Genomic DNA, 4,896 nt, shown 5'->3' on the forward strand with positions numbered 1-4,896 from the left:
CAGCGCGTACAGCGCGATCGCGCCGAAGGTGGCCGTGCCGATGCCGCCCAGGGCGAAGTCGCCGATCTTCAGCGTGAAGTCGCCCGTGCCCAGCACCAAAGTGATGGCGGCCACGATCAGGTTGGTGTTGTCGGAGAAATCGACCTTGTTGTCGACCCAGATCTTGGCGCCGGCCACCGCGATCAGGCCGAAGACCACGATGGACACGCCGCCCATCACGGCCAGCGGCACGGCCTGGATCAGCGCACCGAACTTGGGGCTGAAGCCCAGCACGATGGCGATCAAGCCGGCCACGACGAAGATGGCCGTCGAGTAGATCTTCGTGGCCGCCATCACGCCGATGTTCTCGGCATAGGTGGTCACCCCCGTGCCCCCCGAGGCGCCGCTGACCATCGTGGCCAGGCCGTCACCGACGAAGGCCCGGCCCATGTAGGGGTTCATGTCCCGGCCGGTCATCGCGCTCACCGCCTTGATGTGCCCCAGGTTTTCCGCCACCAGGATCACCGCCACCGGTGCGATCAGCAAGATCGCGTTGAGCTCGAACACCGGCGCGGCAAAGCCCGGCATGCCGAACCAGGGCGCGTTGGCGATGCCCGACAGGTCCAGCGGCTTGCCCAGGCCGAAGCCGTTGGTGAGGATGGCGTAGACGATGGACGCGACGATCAGCCCCACCAGGATGAGCAGGCGCTGCACCATGCCGCGCGTGAAGACGGCCACCAGGCCCACGCAGACGAAGGTGAGGGCCTGCATCCAGGCGTCGAAGGGCGTGGGGGCCATGTTCTTCACCGGGATGTGGGCCAGGTTCAGGCCGATCACCGCCACCACCGAGCCGGTGACCACCGGCGGCATGAAGCGCTCGATCCAGCCCGTGCCCGCGGCCATCACGATGAAGCCGATGATCGCGTAGACCAGGCCGCAGATGACGATGCCGCCCAGCGCCACACCGAGGTTGGCATTGGGGCCGCTGCCGGCATAGCCGCTGGCGGCGATCACCACGCCGATGAAGGCGAAGCTCGAGCCCAGGTAGCTCGGCACCTTGCCGCCGACCACGAAGAAGAAGATCAAGGTGCCGATGCCGCTCATCAGGATGGCGACATTGGGGTCGAAGCCCATCAGCAACGGCGCCAGCACGGTGGCGCCGAACATCGCCACCACATGCTGGACGCCCATCGCCACCGTCTGTGGCCAGGGCAGGCGTTCGTCGGGGGCGACGACATCCTGCGTGGTCTCGCGCCATGTCGGGAAAAAGCTCATGGAAGAAAGCTCCGTGTTGTGTGATGTTGCACCGGGACGCCGCGCCTCATGCGGGCACGGTCGTGCGCGAGTGTAGGAGCAGGCTGCACGCGAACACCAGGGGGGGTGGTGCGGCGCCCCACAAAAAAAGAACCCGCCATGCAAAGCACGGCGGGTGGTGGACTCCGTTAAGGAAAGGCGGCCGGGGCTCTCGCTCTCTCAGACCCCGGCCGCCCCCTCTTCCCCCGACGTCCCTGGAAAACGGTGGTTCAGCGACGACCCAGCTTCAGCGTGAGCTGCGCCGGCTCAGAACGCGACTGCAGCACCTGGTACTGGCGCAGCCCGGCGCTGCCGGCCTGGGCCGACGGCATTGCCGGCGCGGCTTGCGGCGTCTGCTTGCTGGCCAGGTGCCGGGCCAGCACGGTGGAGGCAATGGCGGCAGTGCGGGCGCGGATCATGATTTCGTCAGCCACTGGCTGGGTGCAAAGTCGGTGCACAGGAAGGCCGGCGCGCTGGGCACCGGCTTGCCCAATCGGGCCAGCGCCAGGCTGGGCCAGCCTTGCGAGGGCGAGGTCTCGCCCTGCAGCGGCGTGAGCCGCAGCATCGATGACCAGCCCCCCGGGCGGCGCGGCGCCAGGCTGGTGGGCGATTGTTGGCGGCCGCGGCGCGCGATTTCACCCGCCTGGGAGCGGCTCGCCGCGCGACGCTTGAAGCTGAGCAGGGCCATGTCGGAACTTCCGGTGAGACAGCAACGCCCATCCCATGGCAGCTTTCATGCCAGCCCCCGGAACGTAACGAAATATGGCCACCTGCGCCGGAGGCGGAGATATCGCACGCCCGGCCGCGCCCTGCTGACAAAGATTGTCACCCGAGCGGGCACACCTGTGCAGTCTGCGTCATGGTGCAGTGCGCCATGCGTGCACCACCTCGGCCCGGCATGGCCAGGTTCTGCGCCGTGCAGCAGGGGCCCAGCCAGGAAGTGAGCATCAACCCGGCAGCCGGCAACGCTGCGGACAGGCGCTTGCCGTCGGCGACCGGAACCGTCAGGTGGTCGCGGTCATGCGCCACCCTCACCGGCTGGCGCAGCCGACCAGGGAGGGCCCCGACATTGCATGCGGTCGGGCTGTCGGCCCGCGGCATCAAGGCGCCTTCATTCAGGATCGCGTGCGCAGGCGCTGCGACGCCAGGCCGCGGTATCGTCAAAGTCGAGCGAGAAGTCCTCGTTGCGCCGCGGCAGACCCTCCATCAGACGCAGCGCTGCCCAGATCAGACGCAACAACAAGGCCAGGCCCAGCAGAAGCAGGATCAGAATCATGATGCTCTCCTAAATTTCGCACGATCGTGCGAATCATTGCCACAGTCAAAGGCGCCTCGTGGGCGCCGGGGTCATCAGGGGGTGGAGGCCTCCTGCGCGCGCTCCCCCGAGGGGGTCAGGCAAGCTTGGGGCCGCCCGGCGATGCCTCGCGAGGCACCGGCACCGGGCCGCGGTAGTCGTCGATCAGGCGCTGATAGGCCCGCCAGGCCCGCTCGGCAGCCCGAGGGTCACGCAGAAAGCGGGCGTCGCGCATCAGCGCGATGAACAAGCCATCGAGCTCGAACACCAGTTGCTCGACGTCGGTATCGGCACGCAGATGGCCGGCTTCGATGGCCTGCAGCACCGAACGCCGCAATGTCGCGCGCCAGCGCATCACACCGTCGAGCAGCAAATCGCGCAGGGGGCCGTCACGGTCGTCGAACTCGAAGGCCCCGGCACAGTAGATGCAGCCGTGGCGGAACTCCACCTCACGGGCCCGCTGCAGCCACAAGCGCATCACGGCGTTCAGGCGCGGCAGGCCCCGCGGCTCGCGCATCGCGGGCACGAACACTTCCTGCACGAAGCGCCGGTCATACTCCTCGATCACTGCGGCCTGCAAGGCCTCCCGCGAGCCGACGCGCGAAAACACCCCGCTCTTGGACAGCCCAAGCCGCTTGGCCACCTCGCCGATGGTGAGGCTCTCCAGGCCATCCTGCGCCGCCATCAGCAAGGCGGTGTCGAGGATGGCCGCGCGGGTGAGCTCGCTGCGGCTGGTTTTGGCTTCCATGAATGGAGCTTAGCACGACCGTGCGAAATATCAAGGCTTCGCCAGATCCCGCCAGCTCAGGCCCTGCGGCTGCGGCCCGCACGGAAAACCCGGCGCCTCGGGCGGCTCGCACACCGCCAGGAAGTCGCGGCCCAGCCGGTGCCGGAACTCGCGCAGCCGGTGCACCACGTACAGCGCCCGGTCGTCCTCGCCACCTTCGTGCAAGGCCTTGGCATAGGCGATCATCAGCCGGGCATCGATCAGGTGCTGGAGCGGCCGCTCAAACCGGCCGAACACCTCCGAGGGCCGCAGCGCCGTGGTCACGGCCGCGTAATCGGCATGCACGGCAAACCAGTGGCTGCCCTGGCCGATGCGGATGCGTTCACCCAGCGGCGCGCTCCCGGACGGCCCCGAAGGCGCAAAGATCTGCACCACACGCTGGTAGTCCACAAGGGCATGGACCGCACCGGCCACCATCAGGCCGCTGGCCAGCACGAACAGCCGAGGGGCCCAAGGCGGCGAAGGCCTCACCGGGCGCTGGGGCGCCCCCAGGCCCAAGACCAGCCCCAGGGCCAGGGCGGCCGGCAGCAAGAAGTAGGGGTACCACAGCGGATACTCGAGCAGGCTGTGCCAGCCCAGCACCGCCAGCACCATCAACGCCGAGCGCGCTGCCCGCCCTCCGGGGCCCGGCAGCGACAAGGCGCCACGGGAGCGCCACAAGGCCCAGACCAGCCCCCCCAGCAAGGCCAGCGCCGCCGGAATGCCCAGCTCCACCATCCACTGCAGCACCAGGTTGTGGCTGTGGTCGAAGAAGGCCACCGGCCGCTCGGGAAAGGGCGTGAAGGTCCAGGCCGCGTTGAAGTGGCCAAAGCCCACGCCGGTCCACGGGTGGGCCGAGATCAGCGCCAGCGTGTTCGACCAGATCGCAAAGCGCGAACTGCTGAGATCGCCACCGCCCTCCAACCGCGTTTCGCCGTAGTAGGCCGTGCCGCCCATCTCGCCCCAGGCCCACAGCCCCAGCCACCACCCCACCGCCACCACCGGCGCCGCCCAGAACAGGCGTCGCGCTCCGCCAGGCAAACCGCGGTCGATCGCGGCCCACAGTGCCAACCCCCCCAGGCCCACGAGCCCCGTGCGTGAACTGCTCAGCGCCACCCCCAGCGCCAGGGCCCCCAGGGCCGCCCAGGCCCAGCGGCCCCGCCCAGGCGTCACCAGCACGGGCAGCACGCACAGCCCCAGCAGCATCAACGAGGCCAGATGGTTGGGCTGGCGCAGGTTGCCGAAGGCCCGTCCCGGCGTGGTGGGCCGGGCGATCCACACCCCGTCGGCCCAGGTGGGGGCGAAGTATTGCACCAACGCGATGCCCACATTCAACAGCGCCGCCAGCAGCAGGCCCCAGGCCAGCGCGCTTAGCAGCGCCCGGGCCGCCGGCCCCTGCCACACCGGCCCGCCCAGCCAGCGTCCGAAGGCGGCCACCGCCAGCGCCGCCGACAAGGCGGCCCCGGCGCGCGAGCCCTGCACGAAAGCCCAGCCCCCCAGCACCAGGGCGGCCAGCCCCCAGACCCAGGCCGCGCGGGGCACCGCCTGGCCATCACGGCCCATC

The 4,896-nt window shown here is 69.5% G+C and carries 6 protein-coding genes; all 6 read right to left on the reverse strand.

The features are described from left to right. Positions 1–1,254, reverse strand: a 1,254-nt coding sequence (locus tag ACK42S_RS15650) for a solute carrier family 23 protein (RefSeq protein ID WP_409709619.1), incomplete at its 3' end; no start/stop codon positions are given. A 248-nt stretch (positions 1,255–1,502) separates the two neighbouring features. Then, positions 1,503–1,691 carry a hypothetical protein gene (locus tag ACK42S_RS15655; protein ID WP_409709622.1) on the reverse strand — a complete coding sequence of 63 codons (189 nt, stop codon included), beginning with the start codon at positions 1,689–1,691 and terminating at the stop codon, positions 1,503–1,505. Continuing rightward, a complete protein-coding gene (locus tag ACK42S_RS15660) occupies positions 1,688–1,960 on the reverse strand; it encodes a hypothetical protein (RefSeq protein WP_409709625.1) in 273 nt (90 codons plus the stop codon). Before ACK42S_RS15660 ends, ACK42S_RS15655 begins: the two co-directional genes overlap by 4 nt. Positions 1,961–2,383: 423 nt before the next feature. Beyond that, entirely contained in the window at positions 2,384–2,548 is a 165-nt protein-coding gene (locus ACK42S_RS15665; protein WP_409709628.1) for a hypothetical protein, read from the reverse strand. 115 nt (positions 2,549–2,663) lie between these two features. After that, positions 2,664–3,314 carry a TetR/AcrR family transcriptional regulator gene (locus tag ACK42S_RS15670; RefSeq protein WP_409709631.1) on the reverse strand — a complete coding sequence of 217 codons (651 nt, stop codon included), beginning with the start codon at positions 3,312–3,314 and terminating at the stop codon, positions 2,664–2,666. Positions 3,315–3,344: 30 nt separating this feature from the next. Next, positions 3,345–4,896: Wzy polymerase domain-containing protein (locus tag ACK42S_RS15675; protein ID WP_409709634.1), on the reverse strand; the 1,552-nt coding region annotated here is incomplete at its 5' end.

Origin of the sequence: Caldimonas sp., assembly GCF_046289365.1 — a bacterium.
Lineage (GTDB): Bacteria > Pseudomonadota > Gammaproteobacteria > Burkholderiales > Burkholderiaceae_C > Caldimonas.